This is a genomic window from Kocuria sp. CPCC 205231, assembly GCF_040980965.1.
Classification (GTDB): domain Bacteria; phylum Actinomycetota; class Actinomycetes; order Actinomycetales; family Micrococcaceae; genus Kocuria; species Kocuria rosea.
On record NZ_JAVKPP010000004.1, the window covers coordinates 160,785 to 179,761 of the forward strand.

The window sequence follows — 18,977 nt, forward strand, 5'->3', positions numbered from 1 at the left end:
GACCGCCTCGTCCGCACCATCGTGTGATGCGGATCACGCTACGGGGGGCCACGTTGCACGCACGTTGCACGCACGGTGCGGCGGGCGCCGGGGCCGGTCAGATGCGCAGCCGCTCCAGCTCGAGCACGGCCTCGGCGCGGGCGGGGGAGCGGGCCGGCAGGAGGCGCAGCAGCAGCGCCCACGCCTCGGCGTCGTCGGCGGCCTCCGGCAGGGTGAGGTACTCGCGCACGGCCTCGGCCGAGCCGTCGGTGAGCACGGCCTCGCGCAGGAGCCCGGTGAGGCGGTGGCGCAGGGCCACGAGGGACGGCGCCTCGGAGTGGGGCAGCAGCGCCCCGGTGTACTCGCGCAGCGCCCGCCGGTGCGAGCCCCGGGCGAGCAGCTCGAGCACCCGGCCCGCGTCCGAGGGCAGCGGGGTCTCGAGCCGGTAGGGGCGGGAGGCGATCGCCGGCCCGCCCCGGGACTCGAGCAGCCGGCGCAGCCGCAGGACCTCGGCGCGCACCGTGGTCTCCTGCGCCCGGCCGGCCCACAGCTGCTCCGACAGCTCCGCGGTGCACAGGCCGTTGCCGGCGCGGGACAGGGCCAGGAGGATCTCGGCGTGGCGCTCGGTGAGCTCCAGCGCCTGACCGTCCAGCACCAGCGCCGGCGGGGCGTCGCCGAGCACGCGCAGGAACGCGCCGTGGGCGGGGGCGGCGGCCGGCGCCGCGGCGGTCTCGGAGCGGCGGGCGGAGCGCAGGGCGAGGGCGAGCTCGGCCCGGGCGGCGCGCACCGCCGCGCCGACCAGTGCCCGGGTGGCGGGGGCCGCGGCGGCGTCCCCGCCCGTCAGGTCCACCGCCCCCAGCAGCGCCCCCGTGACGGGGTGCAGCAGCGGGGCGGCCGTGCAGGTCCAGGGCCGGGCCTCGGGGTAGAAGTGCTGCTCGCGGTGCACGGTCACGGGCCGGCGCAGAACCAGGGCGGTGCCCGGGGCGTTGGTGCCCACGGCCGGCTCGGACCAGTCGGCGCCCTCGACGAAGCCCATGGACTCGGCCCGCCGCCGGGTCGCGGCGCTGCCCCGGACCTGCAGGATCACGCCGCCGGGGTCCGTGACGGCCACGACCAGGCCGGTGTCCTCGGCCAGCGGGGTGAGCAGCTCGTCGAGCACGGGCATCAGCAGCCGCAGCGGGGAGCGGGCCTCCCGGACGTCGGGGCCGTCCAGCACGACCCGCGGGGTGCAGCGCTCGGGCGCCGAGAGGTGGTCCAGCGACCGGGCCCAGGACAGTCGCAGCAGCGGGTCCGTCGTCGTCGGTCCGTCCGCCGGTGCGCCCACGCGCCGCCTCCTGTCCCGTGCTGTGATCCAGCTCTCATGCCCGTCCCAGGGTAGCCCGTGACGCGTCCAGGAACGGCGATGGGCGGGGAACTGCCGGAATGCGTCGAGCATTCTCGCAGTTCCCCGCTCCTCGCGGTGGGGACGGCGGCGCCGGGGCTCAGCGGGCCCCGGTCGCCGCGGTGGCCTCGGGGGTGGCGCCCTCGGGGGCGGCGTCCTCGGGTGTGAAGGGGTCGCCGGAGCGCGGGGCGTCGTAGAGCTCCCGGTCCAGCAGCCCCTCGCGGTGGGCGACGATCGTGGGCACCAGGGCCTGGCCCGCCACGTTGAGCGCGGTGCGGCCCATGTCGATGATCGGGTCCACGGCCAGCAGGAGGCCCACGCCGTCGAGCGGCAGGCCCAGCGTGGACAGCGTCAGGGTGAGCATCACGGTGGCGCCCGTGGTGCCGGCGGTCGCCGCGGAGCCCAGCACGGACACGAGCGCGATGAGCACGTAGTGCGTGACGTCCAGCTCGATCCCGTAGAACTGCGCGACGAACAGGGCGGCGATCGCGGGGTAGACCGCGGCGCAGCCGTCCATCTTGGTGGTGGCCCCGAGCGGCACGGCGAAGGACGCGTAGGCGCGGGGCACGCCGAGGCTGCGCTCGGTGACGCGCTGCGTCAGGGGCATGGTGCCGACCGAGGAGCGGGAGACGAAGCCCAGCTGCACGGCCGGCCACACGCCGGAGAAGTACTGCCGGACGGAGAGCCCGTGCGCCTTGACCAGGGCCGGGTAGACCACGAACGCCACGACCAGCAGGCCGGCGTAGACGGTGGCGACGAACGCCAGGAGCCCGCCCATCGAGGTCCAGCCGTACTCGAACACGGCCCGGCCGATGAGCCCGAGGGTGCCCAGCGGGGCGAGGCGGATGATCCACCAGACCACCTTCTGCACCACGGCGAGCGCGGCCCGGACCACGGCCAGGAAGGGCTCGGCGGGGGCGCCCACCTTGAGCGCCGCGATGCCGACGGCGGCCGACACCACGAGCACCTGCAGCACGTTGAAGCCGAGGGAGGTCTGGACGGTCTCCGGGTCCACCACGGAGGAGGAGACCTGCAGGCCCAGGAAGTTGGCGGGGACCAGGCCGGTGAGGAAGCCCAGCCACGAGCCCTGCGTCCCGGTGTACGCCTCGGCGGGCGCGGCCGCGCCGCTGCCGGCGCCGGGCTGGACGACCAGGCCGAGCACCAGGCCGACCGTCACGGCGATCAGGGCGGTGATCCCGAACCACAGCAGCGTCTTCCACGCGAGCCGGGCGGCGTTGGAGACCTCCCGCAGGTTGGCGATGGAGGAGATCACCGCGGTCACGATGAGCGGGACCACGGCGGCCTTGAGCAGGCTGACGTAGCTGGTGCCGATGGTGTCCAGGGCGGTCATCAGCCAGTTGGGGTCCGTGTCGGGGTCGCCGCCGAGGGCGTCGGCCACGGTGCCCAGGACCACGCCCAGGAGGAGGGCGAGCACGATCTGCGGGCCGAAGGAGGTCATCCACCGGGGCAGCCGTCGAGTGCTTTCTGCGGAAATCATGTGGCCACGATAGGGCGCGGAAATATACAACACCGAATGACGGTGACGAAATGTGACGCGGGAATGACGGAGGTCACAGGGCGAGCGCGTACCGCAGGGTGTCCAGGCCCACCGAGCCGACCCGCAGGGCGCGGGTGTGGAAGTCCTTGAGCAGGAACTCCGGGCCCGCCGCGGCGCGGGCCGCCTCCCGCGCCTGCTCCCACAGTTGCTGGCCCACCTTGTAGGACGGCGCCTGCCCGGGCCAGCCCATGTAGCGCATCCACTCGAAGCGCAGCATCGGGTCCGCCATCACGATGTTCGAGCGCAGGAACTGCCAGCCGTCCTCGGGCGTCCAGACCTCGCCGGGGCGGGCCCCGCCGAGGGCGTCCCCGAGCTCCGCGGGGATCCGGTAGCCGCAGTGGAAGCCGACGTCGAACACCACCCGCGCCGCCCGCAGCCGCTGGGCGTCCAGCATCCCCATCCGGTCCCCGGGGTCCTGCAGGTGGCCCAGCTCGTCCATGAGCCGCTCGGCGTACAGCGCCCAGCCCTCCCCGTGGCCCGAGACCCACACGCCCATCCGCCGCCACCGGTTGAGCTCGCCCGAGTTGGCGAGCGCGGTGGCGAACTGCAGGTGGTGGCCGGGAACGCCCTCGTGGTAGACGGTCGTGGTCTCCTCCCACGTGGTGAAGGTCCGGGTGCCCTCGGGCACGGACCACCACATGCGCCCGGGGCGGGAGAAGTCGGCGCTGGGCATCGAGTACCAGATCCCGCCGTCGTGGGTCGGGGCGATGCGGCACTCGAGCCGGCGCATGGGACCGGTGAGCTCGAAGTGCGTGTCCGCGAGGGCGTCCACGGCGGCGTCGGAGAGGTCCTGCATCCACGCCTGCAGCGCGTCGGTGCCGTGCAGCTGCCGCGCCGGGTCCGCGTCCAGGACCGCCATGGCCTCGGCGACCGTGGCGCCGGGGGCGATCCGGCGGGCGAGCTGCTCCTGCTCCGCCACGATCGTGCGCAGCTGCTCCACGCCCCACGCGTAGACCGTGGCCGGGTCCAGGACGGCGCCCAGGAACTCCTGCAGGCGCAGCGTGTACACGTCCGGTCCCACCGCGTCCGTGCGGGGCGCGTCCGCGGCGAGCTCCTTGCCCAGCACGGCGGCGAGGCCCCGGTAGGCGTGCCGCGCCGCCTCGGCCGCTTCCCCGACCTGCTGCCGCAGCGCCTCGGGGACGCGGGGGCTGCGCGCCAGCCGGTCGAAGAAGCCGTGGCGCGCCGCGTAGCCGGTGCACTGCCGGGCCGCGTTGCGCAGCTGTGCCGCGGAGGCCGAGCGGCCGAGGGAGCGGGCGTGCCGCAGGCCCAGGACGTAGGTGTCCACGGCGGCGGGCACGGCGCGCAGCCGGCCGGCGAGGTGCGCCCAGTCCTCGGCGGTGCTCCGGGGCAGGTCGTCGAAGACCTCCCGGATCTCCTGCACCGGGGAGGAGATGTTGTTGACCTCCCAGCCCCGCAGCCCCTCCTCGTGCAGGAGCAGGTCCAGGCCCAGGCGCTCGCGCAGGGCGTGGCCGGTGATCCGGTCGACGTCGTCGACCGGGGCCGCGCGCTCGAGCTCCGCCAGCGTCCGGCGGGCGGCGTCGGCGTGGGCCTCCTGGCCCTCGGGCCCGAAGTCGCGGTACTCGGTCTCGTGCCCGGGGAAGCCGTGCACGGTGGCCTGGGCCGGGTCCAGCTCCATGGTGCGCGCGAACCAGCGCTCGGCCACGGCGTCCACGTCCGTGGGCTCGCGCCGCCCCGTGCCGAGGGGCGCGGGGCCGGCGCCGGTCAGGGGGTCGGGCCGTTGATCGGTCATGCACGTCACAGTAGCGCCGGGCGCTCCCTAGACTGCGGAGCATGTCCGCTCCTGCGCCGCGCGCGAACTCCGCGCCCCCCGCGACCGTCCCGGCCGGGCCCTCGGGGACCGCCGGGACCGGACCCGCCCTGCTCGTGGTGGTCGCGGGGGTGGTGGGCGCCCTGCACGTGTGGAAGCTGGCCCCGGCGCTGCCCGTGCTCTCCGCCGAGCTCGGCCTGAGCCTGGTGCAGGGCGGGTTCCTGCTCTCCACCGTGCAGGTGGCCGGCATGCTGCTGGGCGTGGTGGTGGGTCTGTCCGGGGACCGGATCGGCCTGCGCCGGGGCCTGGTGCTCGGGCTGGGCCTGCTCACCGCGGGCTCCGTGACGGGCCTGCTCTCCACGGGGTACGGCCCGCTGCTGGGCTCCCGGGTGCTGGAGGGCGTGGGGTTCATGCTCGTGTCGATCTGCGCCCCGGCACTGATCCGGCGCACCGTGGCCCCGGCCCGGGTGTCCCTGCTGGTGGGGCTGTGGGGCTGCCACATCCCGGTCGCCGCGGCCCTCTCCCTGCTGCTCGGCGGGCTGCTCAGCGAGGCCCTCGGCTGGCGCACCTGGTGGGCGGCCGCCGCGGCCGGCTCCGCGCTCCTGGGCGTGCTGGTGCTCGCCGTGCTCCCGCCGGACCCGGCCCACACGGTGGTGCACGGGGTGCGGCAGCGCCTCTGGCTGACCCTGCGCGCACCGGGGCCGTGGCTCGTGGCCGCGGTCTTTGGGCTCTACACCGCCCAGTGGAACGGGGTGGTGCAGTTCCTGCCCTCCATGTACGCCGAGGCCGGGATCGCGGCGGGCGCCGCCGCGGGGCTCAGCGCGCTCGCCGCGGGGGTCAACGTGGTGGGCAACCTGGGCGCGGGTCGGGCCCTGCAGCGCGGGGTGCGCCCCGTGGTGCTGTGGCGCACGGGCTTCGCCGTGCTGGGCCTGGCCGCCGTGGTCGCGTTCGGGATCGCCCCGCTGCTGGACGAGGACGTGCGCTTCGGCGCCCGGTACGGCGCGGTCCTGGTGTTCTCCGCGGTGGGGGGAGTGGTGCCGACCACGGCGATCGCCAGCCTCATGCGCGTCGCGCCCACCCCCACCACGGTGGCCACCACGCTGGGCCTGGGCCAGCAGTTCAACGCCCTGGGCCAGTTCGCCGGCCCGCCCGCGGTCGCCTCGGTCGCGCAGGCGACCGGCTCCTGGGACCTGACGTGGGCGGTGACGGCGGTGCTCGCCCTGGCGGGCATCGCGGTGGCGCTCGTCGTCTCCCGGCGGATCCCCCGGGAGCCGTGACCGGGCGCCACCCGGGTCACGGCGTGCGGGTCACTCCTCCGGCCCGGTCACTCCTCCGGCCGGGTCCGCCGCCACGCGCCGCGGCCCGGGCGCAGCTTCAGGCCCAGCCGCATCCGGCGGAACTGGTCCCGGCGCCCCGGGGAGCCCTTCGCGTCCTCCTCGCCCGCGTGCCGGCGCGCGAGCAGGACGGCCGTGACGGCGGCGACCTCCTCCGGCGTGGGGCTGCCGGCCGTGAAGCGCAGGGACGGGGTGCCCTCGGCGGGCTCACGGGGGGTCACAGCGGGATGTTCCCGTGCTTCTTGGTGGGCATCGACGCCCGCTTGTCGCGCAGGGCCCGCAGGGCCTTGAGCACCTGCACCCGGGTCTCGGACGGGGAGATCACCGCGTCCACGTAGCCCAGCTCGGCGGCCTGGTAGGGGTTGAGCAGGCTCTCCTCGTACTTGCGCACCAGCTCGGCGCGCAGCGCCTCGACGTCCTCGTCGTTGTCCGCGGCGGCCTTGAGGTCCCGGCGGTAGAGGATCTCCACGGCGCCCTGGGCGCCCATCACACCGATCTGCGCGGTGGGCCAGGCCAGGTTGACGTCCGCGCCGAGCTTCTTGGAGCCCATCACGATGTAGGCCCCGCCATAGGCCTTGCGGGTGATCAGGGTGACCAGCGGGACGGTCGCCTCGGCGTAGGCGTAGAGCAGCTTGGCGCCGCGCCGGATGATGCCGTTGAACTCCTGATCGGTGCCGGGCAGGAACCCGGGCACGTCCACGAGGGTGAGGATCGGGACGTTGAACGCGTCGCAGTGGCGCACGAACCGGGCCGCCTTCTCGGAGGCCGCGATGTCCAGGGTGCCGGCGAACTGCATGGGCTGGTTCGCCACGACGCCCACGGTGTGCCCCTCGACCCGGGCGTAGCCGATCATCACGTTGGGGGCGTAGAGGGCCTGCATCTCCAGGAAGTGCCCGTCGTCGACGATCGCCTCGACCACCGCGCGCATGTCGTAGGGCTGGTTCGCGGAGTCGGGGACCAGCACGTCCAGGGCGAGGTCCTGGTCGGTGACCTCGTCCTCCTGGTCGTGGTCCACCAGGGGCGCCTCCTGCAGGTTGTTCGCCGGCAGGAACTCGAGCAGCTCGTGCACGAAGTCCAGCGCGTCCTGCTCGTCCTCGGCGAGGTACGTGGCCGTGCCGGTCGTCGCGTTGTGCTGGCGCGCCCCGCCCAGCGTCTCCATGTCCACCGTCTCGCCCGTGACCGTCTTGATGACGTCCGGTCCGGTGATGAACATGTGCGAGGTCTTGTCGACCATCACGATGTAGTCGGTCAGGGCGGGGGAGTAGGCCGCCCCGCCCGCGCACGGGCCCATGATCAGCGAGATCTGCGGGACCACCCCGGAGGAGCGGACGTTCATGTTGAAGATGTCCGCGAACATGGCCAGGGAGGCCACGCCCTCCTGGATCCGTGCCCCGCCGCCGTCGTTGATCCCGATGACCGGGCAGCCGTTGCGCAGGGCGAACTTCTGGACCTTGACGATCTTCTCCCCGTTGACCTGGGACAGCGACCCGCCGAAGACCGCGAAGTCCTGGGAGTAGACCGCCACCAGGCGCCCGTCCACCGTGCCGTAGCCGCTGACCACGCCGTCGCCGGGCAGCTTCTTCGACGCCATCCCGAAGGCGGTCGAGCGGTGGGTCGCGAGGGCGTCGAACTCCACGAACGAGTCCTCGTCCAGGAGCATCTCCACGCGCTCGCGGGCGGTGTTCTTCCCGCGGGCGTGCTGCTTCTCGACCGCCGCCTGCCCCGCGGGCACCTCGGAGCGGGCCCTGCGGTCGTGGAAGTCGGCGATCTTGCCGGCGGTGGTCGTCAGGTCGTGGGTCACAGGCACCTCGTGGTCTGGTACGCGGCCGGCCCGGCGCGCCGATCGGTCCGGTCCGGGGTGGTCAGGGGACCTGCTCACTCTAGTCCGCGGCCGCGGGGGCCTCCGTTGTAGAACTCCTACAAAATCCGTGCCCGGGTCCGGGGGACACGGGACGGTGCTCAGCCGACGCTGCCGAGGACCACCTTCCAGGGGCGGACGGTCCGCTCGGTGACCACCCCGTGGCGCACCAGCGGGTCCTCGTCGGTGAGCCGCTCGACCGCCCCAGCGTCCTCGGCGGCGAAGACCAGCAGCGCGCCGGGCGCGCCGTCGTCGTCGAAGGGACCGGACGCGAGCAGGTGCCCCTGCTCCACGAGCCCGCCGAGGTACTGGCGGTGCTCCGGCCGGCGCGCGGCCAGGACGTCGGCGGGCCCGCCGTAGACGTAGGTGACGGCGAAGGTCGTGCGGTTCTCGGCTGCGCTCACGGTGGCTCTCCCGGGGGTCGTGCCGCGGCCCCGCCCGGCCGGACGGGACCGTCCAGCCGGTTCCCGGGGAACGGGGCTACTACTGTGGATGTGGTCCGAACACTACGCGGACGGCGCCCGGCCGGACAGCACCGACCGCCCCGGCCCGTGCGGACCCGCCCGTGACGACCGACCCGTGACGACCGACCCGAGGAGCACCGTGCCCGACCCCTGCGCCGCCGACCTGCGCGAGCCCGCCCTGCTCGCGGCCCTGGCGGACCTCGGCCTGGGGCGGATCGACGTCCTCGACGAGGTCGGCTCCACGAACGAGCACCTGACGGCCGCCGTCACCCGACAGGCGCGCGGGCCCCGCCCGGACCGGCCGTGGACCGACCTGTCCCTCGTGCTCACCGGCCACCAGAGCGCCGGGCGCGGCCGGCTGGACCGGGTGTGGACCACCGAGCCCGGCACCGCGCTGACCTTCAGCCTCCTGCTGCGCCCGGCCGACGCGCGCGGCCGCCCGCTGCCCACCCAGCACTTCCCGTGGCTGACCCTGCTGATGGCCGCGGCCGTCGTCGACGCCCTGGACGGGCTCGCGGCGACCGGCGCGCGGATCAAGTGGCCCAACGACGTCCTGGTGGACGGACGCAAGGCGGCCGGGCTGCTCGCAGGCCTCGTGCTGGACGCGCAGCACCCGCCGGCGGTGGTCCTGGGCACGGGCATCAACGTCGCCCAGCAGGAGCTGCCCGTGGACACGGCCACGTCCGTCCGGCGCGCCACCGGCCGCGAGATCGAGCGCGCCGCCGTCCTGCAGGCCGTGCTGGGCGCGTTCGTCCCCGTCTACCGGCAGTTCTGCGCGGACCCGGAGGCCGCCGTGCGCCCGGACGGGCCGCTGCGCGCCCGGATCACCGAGCGGATGGAGACCATCGGACGCCCGGTGCGCGCCGAGCTGCCCGGCGGGGCCGCCCCCGTCACGGGCACCGCGACGGGCCTCGGCGAGCACGGGGGCCTCCTGGTGCGCGAGGACGGCGGCGCCGAGCGCGAGGTGACGGCGGGCGACGTGGTGCACCTGCGCCCGGCCCCGGACGCCCCCGGGACGGCCTGAGCGTGCCCGCCCGTCCCGCCCTGCAGCCCGGGGAGCGCGTGCTCGTGTCCACACGGGCTCACGGCGCCCGGCTGACCCGGCCCTTCCTGGTGCTGCTGCTCACGGTGTTCACGCTCTCCTTCGCCCAGCGGGCCCTCGAGCTGCGCTGGCGCCCCGTGGCGGAGCCGTGGACCACGGTGCACGCCGGGGTGGAGCTCACCCTGCTCGTCGCGGCCGGCTGGGTGGTGCTCCGCAGCTGCCTGCGCCCGCTGGTGCGGTGGTGGCGCACCCGCTACGTGCTCACCACCCGCCACCTCGTGCTGCTGCGCCCCGGCGGGGCCCGCAGGACCGTGTCGCTGCCCCTGCAGCAGCTGCGCCGGGTCTCGGTGGAGCGCCGGCGCGGTCCGGCCCTGGGCCGGCACGACGGGCGCGTCGTGGCGGACTTCGGGCCCTTCGGCGGCCTGCGCCTGGAGTACGCCCCGGAGGCACAGCGCCTGGCCGGGCTGATCCGCCGGGCCGCCGAGGACGAGTGGTCGGCGGGCGGCGGCGCCGGCCGGGCGGGGGATCCCGGTCCCGGTGGGGGTGCGCCGTGGCTCCGTCCCACTAGAGTGGACCGCGACGCGGTCGTGGCACCACGCCCGGGTCCGTCCGGCGCCCCGCGCCGACCGTGGAGCCGGCGGGCCGTCCACCAGGAACAGGAGTGACGTGTGGCGAGTGAGGACCCGGAGAACCAGGGCGAGCCGGAGCTCGGCCCCCAGACGGCACAGCTGAACCTGAACCTGCACAACCCCGTCCAGGCCAACCTGTACCGCTCGGACGAGTCCAAGGCCGCCGTGCAGGCCCTCGAGCAGACCCTCCTGGGCTCCGAGCGCGACCTGCGCCGCCGGGAGGCCGCGCGCCGGGGCGGGCTGTCCCTGCTGTCCGCGCGGAAGGTGTGGCGGGCCCTGGGCTTCCCGAACCTCACCGACGACGACCTCTGGTTCACCGAGCAGGACTCCGAGGCCCTCCGGGTGCTGTCCACCATGGTCCTCGAGGAGAAGGTCACCGAGGAGGCGGCGCTGTCCCTGGTGCGCTCGATCGGGCAGATGACCGACCGCATGGTCGTGTGGCAGGTCGAGGCGCTCGTCGAGGACATGGTCGTCCACCGGGGCATGACCGACGCCGCCGCCCGGCGGCAGCTGCTGCACCTGCTGCCCGACCTCATCGACGCGATCGAGAACCTCCTCGTCTACTCGTGGCGGCGGCAGATGAACGCCGCCGTGCAGCGGCTCGCGATGCGCGTGGAGCGCCCGGACGGCTCGACCGCCACCGGCCCCACGTCCGACGACGGGGCGTCCGCCGTCCTCCCGCTCGCGCGCGGGGTGGGCTTCGCGGACCTGGTCTCCTACACCTCGCTGTCCCGGCAGATGAACGAACGGACCCTGGCGAACCTCGTGCAGCGCTTCGAGAACCGCTGCGCGGAGGTGATCGCCGTGGGCGGCGGCCGGCTCATCAAGACCATCGGGGACGAGGTCATGTTCCTCGCCGAGACCCCCGAGGGCGGGGCCCAGATCTCCCTGGCCCTGGCCCGCGCCATCCGCGACGACCCCGAGCTGCCGCAGGCGCGCGTGGCCTTCGTCTGGGGGCGGGTGCTGCCGCGGCTCGGGGACATCTACGGGCCCACGGTGAACCTCGCCTCCCGGCTCGTGTCGCTGACCGAGCCGGGCTCCGTGCTCGTGGACGCCTCGACCGCCGCGGTGCTCTCCGGCGACGACCGCTTCATCCTCCTGCCGCAGCCCACCCGCAACGTGCGGGGCTTCGGCGACGTCCAGCCCGTCGCGCTCTCCCAGGGCGCCGGTGCCGGGCTGGAGGTCGACTTCGAATGAGCGCACCTCTCGTCATCCGCGCGGGCGCGTCCACGGACCGGGGCCTGCGCCGGGAGTCCAACGAGGACGCCCTGGTGGTCACGGCCGCGATGTGCGCCGTGGCGGACGGGATGGGCGGGCACGAGGCCGGTGAGGTGGCCAGCGCCCTGTGCGTGCGCACCCTCGGGGCGTCCCCCCTGTTCCAGCTGGAGGACTTCCGCTCCTTCGAGGTCCTCGAGCCGGAGCCGCCCCGGGACATCGCCCGGTTCCGCGCCGTGGTGGAGCGCGAGCTGCGGCTGGACCCGGAGATCCCCGAGGACGCGATCGAGGCCGTCCGCCGGGTCCGCTCCGTGCTGTGGCAGGCGGACCAGCACATCCAGCACGCGGTCGAGGGCCGGGCGGGCACCACCGTCACCGGTGTGTGGCTGCTGCGCATCGACGGGCGCATGCTGTGGGTCGTGTTCAACACCGGCGACTCCCGGACCTACCGGCTGGTCTCGCCCCAGCCCGGGGGGCGGGCCGGCGAGGGCGAGGGTGGGCCGCGGATCGAGCAGCTGACCGTGGACCACTCCGAGGTGCAGTACCTCGTGTCGATCGGGCAGCTCACCGCCTCCCAGGCGCTCGTGCACCCGCGCCGCAACGTGATCACCCGCGCCCTGGGCACCGGCCAGGTGTGGGAGCCGGACGTGTGGGTGCTCCCGGCCCGGCACGGGGACCGGCTGATGCTGTGCTCGGACGGGCTGACCAACGAGCTGAGCCCCGCCCACATGGCCCGGGTGCTCGCCTCGGTGCCCCACCCGAAGGAGGCGGCCGACGTCCTGCTGCAGGCCGCGCTGCGCACCGGGGGGCGGGACAACGTCACCGTGATCGTGGCCGACGCCGTGCGGCCGGGGGAGTACGCCCCCGGCTTCTGAGCCGCGCACGCCGCGTCCCCCGAAGTGGGGGGCATCATGATCTGTCACAACGGCACCGCTCCCACCAGGCCTGTTTACCTTTGAGAACATGGTTCTCTCGCGCCGCTCGTTCGTCCTCTCCGGCCTGGTGCTCGCCGCCTCCGGCGCCTTCGGGGGCGCCCTGACGGAGCCCTCCGCCGGCCGGCGGCCGTTCGTGCTGTGGGGCTCCTCCTCGGCGGCCAGCGCCCTCCACCGGGACCGCCCGCGGGGCTTCCCCGCGGTGCGCATCGACGACCTGCTCTCGCAGCTGCTGGAGGTGCCCGGGACCTCGCGCGCGGTCAGCGGCGACCGGTCGTGGCAGACCCTGGCGATGCGCAGCAGCGCCCACCCCTACCTGCCCCGGCTGGGCTCCGGCTACGGGGTGGGGCGGATCCCGGCCCACGGGTCGCTGGTCGTGCCCACGGTGGACGGCCGGGTGCCCAGCGTCCACCTCGCGATCCCGGGCACCGTCTCCGGTCTGCCGTGCACGATCCAGGCCGTGGGGCGGGACGAGGGGGACGTGGTGCTGCGCCGGGCGGTCCCGGGGGCCGAGCTCGAGGTGGCGCCCGCGTCGGAGGCCCGCTGGCGCACGGCGCTGGAGGAGGAGCACCGGGGCCACGTCCACCTGCTGTGGACGGGCAAGAACAACATCGAGGACCCGGAGCAGGTGCTCTCCGACACCCGTGCCGCGTGGGGGGTCGAGCCGGGCACGTCCGTGGTGATGGGCCACTGGCACACCGCGGCCGACCGTCCCGGCACCGCGGGGTGGGAGGAGGTGCGCGCGGTGAACGCGGCCCTCCGGGCCGAGTACGGCGACCGGTTCTACGACACCATGGCCGATCTGCGCGATCCCGGTCTCTGGTCCCTGGCGCCGCTGCGGGCCCACCGGATCGGGGCCTCGCCCGCGGACCGCCGGTGGCTGGGCCTGGGGCTGCCCCCGCGCTCGGTGGTCGCCGCGGACCGCCGGCACCTGAACGCGCTGGGCAACACGATCGTGGCCCACGGTCTGCACCGCCACCTGACCGGCGCGGCGGGTCTCTACTGAGCGCTGCGCGGCCCCGGAGGTCACACCCGGGTCCCGGGGCCCGGACCCCTTGCGCCGGAGCACCGGGCGCCCTAACATACAACCAAATGGTTGTACGAAATGAGCTGACGGACGACGAGGTCGACCGCATCTTCCGGGCCCTCGCGGACTCGACGCGACGGGACATCGTGGTGCGGGTGCTGCGGCAGGAGCAGTCGGTCTCCGCGCTGGCCGCGCACTACCGGATGAGCTTCGCCGCCGTGCAGAAGCACGTGGCGGTGCTCGAGCGGGCCTCGCTGGTCACCAAGGAGCGGCGCGGCCGGGAGCAGGTGGTGCACGCCGGGGTGGCCACGCTGCGCCGGGCGGCGGCGCTGCTGGCGGACTACGAGCAGATCTGGCGCGGGCGGGCCCGCGCCATCGAGGACCTCCTCGCCGAGGAGACGCCCCCGGGGGACCCGGGGCCCAGGAGGAAGGGAGCATGACATGCCGGTCATCGACGTGCACAAGGACACCGAGGCACTGACCCTGACGTTCGTCGCGGAGTTCGCCGCGGACGTCGAGCGGGTCTGGGAGGTCTGGGCCGACCCGCGCCAGCTCGAGCGCTGGTGGGGCCCTCCCGAGTGGCCCGCCACCTTCGAGGAGCACGAGCTCGCCGAGGGAGGGCGGTGCCGCTACTACATGACCGGCCCCGACGGGGAGAAGGCCCGGGGCTGGTGGACGGTCACCGCCGTGGACGCCCCGCACCGGCTGGAGTTCGACGACGGCTTCGCGAGCGAGGACGGCGAGCCCGACCCCGCGCTGGGGGCCACCCACGGCGTCGTGACGTTCGAGGCCGTCGACGGCGGGACGCGGATGACCACGGTCTCGACCTTCGAGAGCGCGGACCAGCTGGAGCAGATGTCCGCGATGGGCATGGAGGAGGGCATGCGGGAGGCCATGGGCCAGATCGACGGCCTCCTCGCCGGCGCCGTCCCCCGCTGAGCCGCCGGGGGCCCGGCCGCCGACGGCGCAGCCCTCCCCGGTCCTCGCTCGCGCCGCGGGACCGGACGACGACGCCGCCCCGGGGCCTCCGGGGCGGCGTCGTCACCGCCGGGACCGCCTGCGGTGACGGCGTGCGACGGCGGGCCCGACCGGTCAGGCGTCCTGGGTCACGGCAGCGCCCTCGGCCGGCGCGGTGCCGGAGGCGGGCTCACGGCCCTCCGCCGGCTCCCGGCCCTCCGCGGACCTGCGGCCCGGCTCGGCCGCCCGCTGCGCGGACGCCGCGGCCCGCTGCGCCGCCTTCTTCAGCGGCTTCAGCTCGAGCCGGCGCTCGTGCTTGCGCTCCGCCCGGCGCTCCGTGCGCCGTTCGGCCTGCTTCTCGGCGCGGCGCTCCCGCTTCGCCTCCTCCGGGGCCTTCTCGCCCGGTGCCCCGGCGGCGGGGGTGGCGGTCTCCCGGCGGGGGACGCGCTCCTTGACCGGGGCGCTGCCCGAGGCGCGCAGCCGCCGGTAGTGCTCGGCCGCCTCCTCCTGGCGCCGGGCCTCGATCCCCGTGGCGATCTCGGCCCGCAGGTGCTCCGGCTCGAGCTCGAACGTGGCCACGAGGTCGAGGGCGTGCGGGCGCAGGCGGGCGAGCAGCCGGTCGATGTACTCGTCGAGGCTGCGCCCGCGCCGCATGGACAGCCGGCCGTAGGAGAGGTACCACGCGAGGTTCTTCTCGATGAGCCGCAGCCCGAAGACGTCGCGCAGCCAGGTGAGCACGGTGCGGGTGCCCGGGTCCGCGACCTGCTCCAGGCCGCGGGTGAAGGCCTCCCACTGCAGCAGCTCCGCGTGGGCGCGCGCCGCGGCGATGATCTTGTGCTGGTTCTCGTTGAACAGCGCCGCGGCCTCCGCGCGGGGGAGCTTGGCGCTGGGCCGCAGGTTCTCCGCGATCTCGGCCACCATGGTCTGCACCCGGTCCGTGAGCAGCGCGCGCTGCGCCGACTCCTCGCGCAGGGCGTTGACCGAGCGGCGCACGTCCCCGGTGTCCCGGAAGGCCTGGCCGAGCTTGCGCAGCCCCGACCGGTGGTAGGTGGCCTCGGTGGCCCGGCCGGCCACGTAGCGGGCCATCACGCCCACGTCGACGTGCTTGAACTCGTCCGCCCAGTCGGAGAGCAGCCGCTTGGCCACGAGCTGCAGCAGCACCGTGTTGTCGCCCTCGAACGTCGCGTAGACGTCCAGGTCGTGGCGCAGGGAGGTGAGCCGGTTCTTGGTCAGGAACCCCGCCCCGCCGCAGGCCTCGCGGCACTCCTGGACGGTGTCGAGGGCGCTCCAGGTGGACAGCGCCTTCAGGGCCGCGGCGAGCGTCTCGAGGTCCTGCCGGTTCTCGTCGGTGTCCTCGCGGCCGGAGAAGACGTCGTCGTACTTGTGCAGCAGCTCCTGGTGGGCGAAGTGCATGGCGTAGGTCTCCGCCAGCCGCGGCAGCAGCCGCCGCTGGTGCTGCTGGTAGTCCAGCAGCACCTCCTCCTGGACGTCGGAGGACGCGTTGAACTGCCGGCGCTCGCTGCCGTAGCGGATCGCGATGCTCAGCGCGGCCTTGTTCGCCAGGACGGCCGCGCCGTCGAGGGAGACCCGGCCCTGCACCAGGGTGCCGATCATCGTGAAGAACCGGCGGCCCGGGCTCGCGATGGGCGAGCTGTAGGTGCCGTCCGGAGCCACGGCCCCGTACTTGTCCAGCAGGTGCGTGCGCGGGACCCGCACCCGGGTGAAGTGCAGCCGCCCGTTGTCGATCCCGTTGAGCCCGCCCTTGTGGCCGTCGTCCTCGCCGCCCACGCCGGGCAGGAAGTTCCCGTCCGTGTCCCGCAGGTCCACCCAGAACGCGTGCACGCCGTGGTTCACGCCGAGCGTCACCAGCTGGGCGAAGACCACGGCGGCGCGCCCGTGCACGGCGGCGTTGCCGAGGTAGTCCTTCCACGCCGCCGTGAAGGGGGTGTGGATCTCGAACTCCTCCGTGGCGGGGTCGTACGTGGCGGTGGTGCCGATCGAGGCGACGTCGGAGCCGTGGCCGATCTCGGTCATCGCGAACACGCCCGGGATCTTCAGGTCCCGGATGTCCGCGAGCCAGCGCCGGTGGTGCTCCTCGGTGCCGAGGTTGAGCACCGCGGAGCCGAACAGGCCCCACTGCACCCCGGCCTTGATCTGCATCGAGGGGTCCCCGAGCAGCAGCTCCTCGAAGCCCGAGACGTTGCCGCCCGGGTCGTTGTGCCCGCCGTACTCCTCCGGCAGCCCGCGGCTCATCGCCCCGTGCTCCACCAGCAGGTGCAGCTGGCCCAGGACCCGCTCGCGGTGCTCGTGGTGGGTGAGGCCCGGCTGCTGGTGCAGCCGCTCGTCGAGCAGCATCCGGCGGGTCTCGCGCCGGACCTCGGCCCAGCGCCCGAGCAGCACCTCGCCGAGGGCGGCGACGTCCACGGCGGGCCCCGGGAGCCCGGCGCCGTCCGCGGTGGCGGGCCCGGCGGCGGAGCCGGCTGCGGCGGTGGTCGGTCGGTCGATGGTGGTGGTCATGTTCGCTCCTGTCGTGGGTGACCGGCGGTGGCCGGTGCGGTCACGGGGTGGTGGGGCCGGCCGGGGTCCGTGCCGGCCCGGGCGGTGGTCAGGTCGAGGGGGGCTCCGGCACGGGTGCGCCGGGCGGGCGCAGGCCGTCGACGGCCCAGCCCACGATCAGCTCCGTCATCCGCTCGCGGGACGGTCGCCGCGTGCCCTCGGGGGTGTTCATCCAGGCCTCGCCGGCGCCGCGGACCATGCCGATCGTGGACGCGGCCCAGTAGCTGAGCACCGGCTCCTCGAGCCGGCGCTCGGCGGGGGTGTGGTGCACGTGGGCCTCCGCGAGCAGCCCGCTGACGGACTCGGCGAACTCCTGGATCAGCCAGCGCTCGCCGCCGTCCCCGGCCGGGGCGTCCTCCTTGCCGGAGCGCTCGCCGCGGGCCCGCTCGGCCCGGTGCCGGTCGTGCCGCGAGCGCCCGGGGTCGGGGGAGAGGGCCACGACGAAGCGGTACACCGACGCCGAGCGCTCGATGCTGAGCAGGTACTCCGCGACCATCGCCTCGACCGAGTCCTCGAAGGAGCCGGCCGCGCGGGCCGCCTCCTCGAGCCGGTCGCGCATCCGCGTCACCGTGTACTCGCCGACCGCCCGCTGCAGTCCCGCCTTGTCCCCGAAGTACCGGTAGTAGACGGACTTGGAGGTCTGGCACGCGGTGGCGATCTCCTCCATGGACGCCTGCGCGCCGAGCTCGTCCACGGCGCTGCGCGCCGTGCGGATGAGCTCGATCCGGCGCTGCGCGCGGTGCCGGGCCCAGCGGGAGGAGCGTCCGTCCGTGGCGGGCGTGCCGCCCGGGGCGGCGGAGTCAGTGGCGTCGACCTGTTTCACGATACCCAGAGTATCAGGTATTGTCTTTCGTGACGTGATCATCATCACAACACCACCGAGGAGTTACCTGTGAGCGAGTCCACCCCCGAGCAGACCGTCGAGCCCACCGCCGAGCACACGACCCCCAGCGGCGCCGGACGCACCGGCGTGGCCCGCCGTGCGGTCGTGGTCGGCGCCAACCGCATCCCCTTCGCCCGGGCGCACGGCGCCTACGCCAACGCCGGCAACCAGGACATGCTCACCGCCGCCCTGGACGGCCTGGCCGCCCGCTACGGCCTCGCCGGGGAGCGGATCGGCGAGGTCGCCGCCGGCGCCGTGCTCAAGCACCCCAAGGACTTCAACCTCACGCGCGAGTCCGTGCTCGGCTCGGTCCTGGACCCCCGCACCCCGGCCTTCGACGTGCAGCAGGCCTGCGCCACCGGCATGGAGGCCGTCTCCACGCTGGTCAACAAGATCCGGCTCGGCCAGATCGACTCGGCCGTCGCCGGCGGCGTCGACTCCGCCTCGGACGCGCCCGTCGTGGTGAGCGAGCGGCTGCGCCGGAGCCTGCTCGAGCTCAACTGGGCCAAGAGCACCCCGCAGAAGCTCAAGGCCCTCGCGGGCCTGCGCCCGGCCGACCTCAAACCGGTGGCCCCCGGCACGGGGGAGCCGCGCACGGGGCTGTCCATGGGAGAGCACCAGGCCCTCACCACCGCCCGCTGGGGGATCTCCCGCGAGGCCCAGGACGAGCTCGCCGCCGCGAGCCACCGCAACCTGGCGGCCGCCTACGAGCGCGGGTTCTTCGACGACCTCGTCACCTCCTTCCGCGGCCTGTCCCGGGACAACAACCTCCGCCCGGACAGCACGGTCGAGAAGCTCGCCGGGCTCAAGCCGGTCTTCGGGAAGTCCCTCGACGCCGGGGCCACCATGACGGCGGGCAACTCCACGCCCCTCACCGACGGCGCCTCCACCGTGCTGCTCGCCTCCGAGGACTGGGCCGCGGAGCGCTCCCTGCCCGTGCTCGCCGACGTCGTGGACGTCGAGGCGGCCGCCGTCGACTTCGTGCACGGCGACGAGGGCCTGCTGATGGCCGGCGCCTACGCCGTGCCCCGCCTGCTGGCCCGCCAGGGCCTGGCGCTCGAGGACTTCGACTTCGTCGAGATCCACGAGGCGTTCGCCGCAACCGTGCTCGCGACCCTCGCCGCGTGGGAGGACGAGCAGTTCGGCCGCGAGCGGCTGGGCCTGGACGGCGCCTTCGGCACCGTGGACCGCAGCCGGCTCAACGTCACGGGCTCCTCGCTCGCGGCCGGGCACCCGTTCGCCGCGACCGGCGGGCGCATCGTCGGCACCCTCGCCAAGCTCCTGCGCGAGCGCGCCGACGAGACCGGCCGCCCCGCCCGCGGGCTCATCTCGGTGTGCGCCGCCGGCGGCCTGGGCGTCACCGCGGTCCTCGAGGCCCGCTGAGCCCGCGCCCC

Annotated in this window: 17 protein-coding genes; 9 read left to right on the forward strand and 8 right to left on the reverse strand. The window is 74.9% G+C overall.

The window, feature by feature from the left end; genetic code table 11:
• Positions 1–97: 97 nt before the first annotated feature.
• From RF640_RS05370 to RF640_RS05380, 3 genes are all read right to left on the reverse strand, one after another.
• Positions 98–1,303 carry a GAF domain-containing protein gene (locus tag RF640_RS05370; RefSeq protein WP_052132895.1) on the reverse strand — a complete coding sequence of 402 codons (1,206 nt, stop codon included), beginning with the start codon at positions 1,301–1,303 and terminating at the stop codon, positions 98–100.
• Between the two features lie 157 nt (positions 1,304–1,460).
• Positions 1,461–2,858 carry a dicarboxylate/amino acid:cation symporter gene (locus tag RF640_RS05375; RefSeq protein WP_035926453.1) on the reverse strand — a complete coding sequence of 466 codons (1,398 nt, stop codon included), beginning with the start codon at positions 2,856–2,858 and terminating at the stop codon, positions 1,461–1,463.
• Positions 2,859–2,931: 73 nt separating this feature from the next.
• The gene (locus RF640_RS05380) at positions 2,932–4,668 is read right to left on the reverse strand and encodes a DUF885 domain-containing protein (protein WP_368827008.1); all 1,737 of its coding nucleotides are present in this window, start codon (positions 4,666–4,668) and stop codon (positions 2,932–2,934) included.
• A gap of 41 nt (positions 4,669–4,709) precedes the next feature.
• Here RF640_RS05380 and RF640_RS05385 point away from each other — a divergent pair, with 41 nt between their 5' ends.
• On the forward strand, positions 4,710–5,963 hold the full coding sequence (locus tag RF640_RS05385) for a CynX/NimT family MFS transporter (RefSeq protein WP_368827010.1): 1,254 nt from the start codon (positions 4,710–4,712) through the stop codon (positions 5,961–5,963).
• Between the two features lie 47 nt (positions 5,964–6,010).
• Here RF640_RS05385 and RF640_RS05390 read toward each other — a convergent pair whose 3' ends face one another.
• The 3 genes from RF640_RS05390 to RF640_RS05400 all read right to left on the reverse strand — a co-directional run bounded on the left by RF640_RS05390 (position 6,011) and on the right by RF640_RS05400 (position 8,282).
• Entirely contained in the window at positions 6,011–6,241 is a 231-nt protein-coding gene (locus RF640_RS05390) for an acyl-CoA carboxylase subunit epsilon (protein WP_035926447.1), read from the reverse strand.
• Positions 6,238–7,821 carry an acyl-CoA carboxylase subunit beta gene (locus RF640_RS05395; protein WP_017833849.1) on the reverse strand — a complete coding sequence of 528 codons (1,584 nt, stop codon included), beginning with the start codon at positions 7,819–7,821 and terminating at the stop codon, positions 6,238–6,240. Before RF640_RS05395 ends, RF640_RS05390 begins: the two co-directional genes overlap by 4 nt.
• Before the next feature lie 158 nt (positions 7,822–7,979).
• Positions 7,980–8,282 carry a YciI family protein gene (locus RF640_RS05400; protein ID WP_035926444.1) on the reverse strand — a complete coding sequence of 101 codons (303 nt, stop codon included), beginning with the start codon at positions 8,280–8,282 and terminating at the stop codon, positions 7,980–7,982.
• A 199-nt stretch (positions 8,283–8,481) separates the two neighbouring features.
• On the opposite strand from RF640_RS05400, the gene RF640_RS05405 reads away from it, so the two are divergent.
• The 7 genes from RF640_RS05405 (at position 8,482) to RF640_RS05435 (ending at position 14,126) form a co-directional block, all read left to right on the forward strand.
• On the forward strand, positions 8,482–9,366 hold the full coding sequence (locus tag RF640_RS05405; protein WP_035926721.1) for a biotin--[acetyl-CoA-carboxylase] ligase: 885 nt from the start codon (positions 8,482–8,484) through the stop codon (positions 9,364–9,366).
• 2 nt (positions 9,367–9,368) lie between these two features.
• Positions 9,369–10,049, forward strand: a complete 681-nt coding sequence (locus RF640_RS05410) for a hypothetical protein (RefSeq protein WP_109222362.1) — start codon at positions 9,369–9,371, stop codon at positions 10,047–10,049.
• Positions 10,050–10,052: 3 nt separating this feature from the next.
• Complete coding sequence (locus RF640_RS05415) at positions 10,053–11,210, forward strand: adenylate/guanylate cyclase domain-containing protein (RefSeq protein WP_035926440.1); 1,158 nt, start codon at positions 10,053–10,055, stop codon at positions 11,208–11,210.
• Positions 11,207–12,103 carry a PP2C family serine/threonine-protein phosphatase gene (locus RF640_RS05420; RefSeq protein ID WP_017833844.1) on the forward strand — a complete coding sequence of 299 codons (897 nt, stop codon included), beginning with the start codon at positions 11,207–11,209 and terminating at the stop codon, positions 12,101–12,103. The genes RF640_RS05415 and RF640_RS05420 overlap by 4 nt, the downstream gene beginning before the upstream one ends.
• 88 nt (positions 12,104–12,191) lie before the next feature.
• Complete coding sequence (locus RF640_RS05425; RefSeq protein ID WP_035926434.1) at positions 12,192–13,166, forward strand: hypothetical protein; 975 nt, start codon at positions 12,192–12,194, stop codon at positions 13,164–13,166.
• A gap of 86 nt (positions 13,167–13,252) precedes the next feature.
• Positions 13,253–13,627, forward strand: a complete 375-nt coding sequence (locus RF640_RS05430) for a metalloregulator ArsR/SmtB family transcription factor (protein WP_035926432.1) — start codon at positions 13,253–13,255, stop codon at positions 13,625–13,627.
• A 1-nt stretch (position 13,628) separates the two neighbouring features.
• A complete protein-coding gene (locus RF640_RS05435; RefSeq protein WP_035926429.1) occupies positions 13,629–14,126 on the forward strand; it encodes an SRPBCC domain-containing protein in 498 nt (165 codons plus the stop codon).
• A gap of 153 nt (positions 14,127–14,279) precedes the next feature.
• Here RF640_RS05435 and RF640_RS05440 read toward each other — a convergent pair whose 3' ends face one another.
• Both RF640_RS05440 and RF640_RS05445 read right to left on the reverse strand, forming a co-directional pair.
• Positions 14,280–16,661 (reverse strand): acyl-CoA dehydrogenase, encoded by a 2,382-nt coding sequence (locus tag RF640_RS05440; RefSeq protein WP_368827015.1) that lies wholly within the window; start codon positions 16,659–16,661, stop codon positions 14,280–14,282.
• 88 nt (positions 16,662–16,749) lie between these two features.
• The gene (locus RF640_RS05445) at positions 16,750–17,523 is read right to left on the reverse strand and encodes a TetR/AcrR family transcriptional regulator (protein ID WP_017833839.1); all 774 of its coding nucleotides are present in this window, start codon (positions 17,521–17,523) and stop codon (positions 16,750–16,752) included.
• 147 nt (positions 17,524–17,670) lie between these two features.
• On the opposite strand from RF640_RS05445, the gene RF640_RS05450 reads away from it, so the two are divergent.
• Positions 17,671–18,966, forward strand: coding sequence for an acetyl-CoA C-acetyltransferase (locus RF640_RS05450; protein WP_368827105.1), 1,296 nt, complete (start codon positions 17,671–17,673; stop codon positions 18,964–18,966).
• Positions 18,967–18,977: the final 11 nt, after the last annotated feature.

Coding starts and splice junctions, on each gene's coding strand:
- RF640_RS05375 (WP_035926453.1), bottom strand. CDS start 2,858: ATGATTTCCGCAGAAAGCACTCGACGGCTGCCCCGGTGGATGACCTCC.
- RF640_RS05380 (WP_368827008.1), bottom strand. CDS start 4,668: ATGACCGATCAACGGCCCGACCCCCTGACCGGCGCCGGCCCCGCGCCC.
- RF640_RS05385 (WP_368827010.1), top strand. CDS start 4,710: ATGTCCGCTCCTGCGCCGCGCGCGAACTCCGCGCCCCCCGCGACCGTC.
- RF640_RS05420 (WP_017833844.1), top strand. CDS start 11,207: ATGAGCGCACCTCTCGTCATCCGCGCGGGCGCGTCCACGGACCGGGGC.
- RF640_RS05425 (WP_035926434.1), top strand. CDS start 12,192: ATGGTTCTCTCGCGCCGCTCGTTCGTCCTCTCCGGCCTGGTGCTCGCC.
- RF640_RS05430 (WP_035926432.1), top strand. CDS start 13,253: ATGGTTGTACGAAATGAGCTGACGGACGACGAGGTCGACCGCATCTTC.
- RF640_RS05435 (WP_035926429.1), top strand. CDS start 13,629: ATGCCGGTCATCGACGTGCACAAGGACACCGAGGCACTGACCCTGACG.
- RF640_RS05440 (WP_368827015.1), bottom strand. CDS start 16,661: ATGACCACCACCATCGACCGACCGACCACCGCCGCAGCCGGCTCCGCC.